This window comes from Streptomyces sp. SID4985, assembly GCF_009863025.1.
Taxonomy (GTDB): domain Bacteria; phylum Actinomycetota; class Actinomycetes; order Streptomycetales; family Streptomycetaceae; genus Streptomyces.
In genome coordinates, this window is record NZ_WWIR01000481.1 from 1 (window position 1) to 583 (window position 583).

Annotated in this window: 1 pseudogene; it reads right to left on the reverse strand. The window is 80.6% G+C overall.

Features of this window, described 5'->3' with window-relative positions:
• Positions 1-583 (reverse strand): annotated as a pseudogene (locus tag GTW40_RS21185) (ribonuclease E/G); the annotation flags it as partial.

A 583-nucleotide genomic window follows, 5' to 3' on the forward strand; every position in this document is an offset into this window, starting at 1 on the left:
GCGCGGCGACGGGTACGGGGAGCGGCCTCCGCCTCGGGGGCGGACGTCTCCTCGACAGCGGCAGCGGCAGCGGCAGGCGCCTCCACGGCGGCCGGGGCCTCGGCGGCGGTCTCGGTGGCGGGCGCGGACGAGCGGCGCGTGGCGCGACGGCGCGTACGGGGCTCCGCCTCGGCGGGGCTCTCCTCCACGGCGCTCTTCTCTACGGCCTGCTCAGCGGCCGGAGCCTCTTCGGCGGCGGCCGGAGCACCGGCGGGCGCGGAGGCGCGGCGCGTGGCACGGCGGCGTGCACGGGGAGCGGGGGCTTCGGCGACCGGCTCGGCGGCCTTCTCGTCCTCGGCGTTCTCGATGTCCGCGTTCTCGATGTCCACGCTGTCCTCGTCGTCGGCCTTCTCCTCGGCCGGAGCGGAGGCGGCGGGGGCACCGGCGGGCGCGGAGGCCCGGCGGCGGGTACGGCGCGGCGCGGGGGTCTCGGTGACCTCGGCCGGTTCAGCGGTCTCGGCCTGCGCGGCCGTCGTCTCCACCGGGACGACCGTCTCGGCGGCCCCGGCGGCGGCCGGGGCTCCGGCGGGCGCGGAGGCGCGAC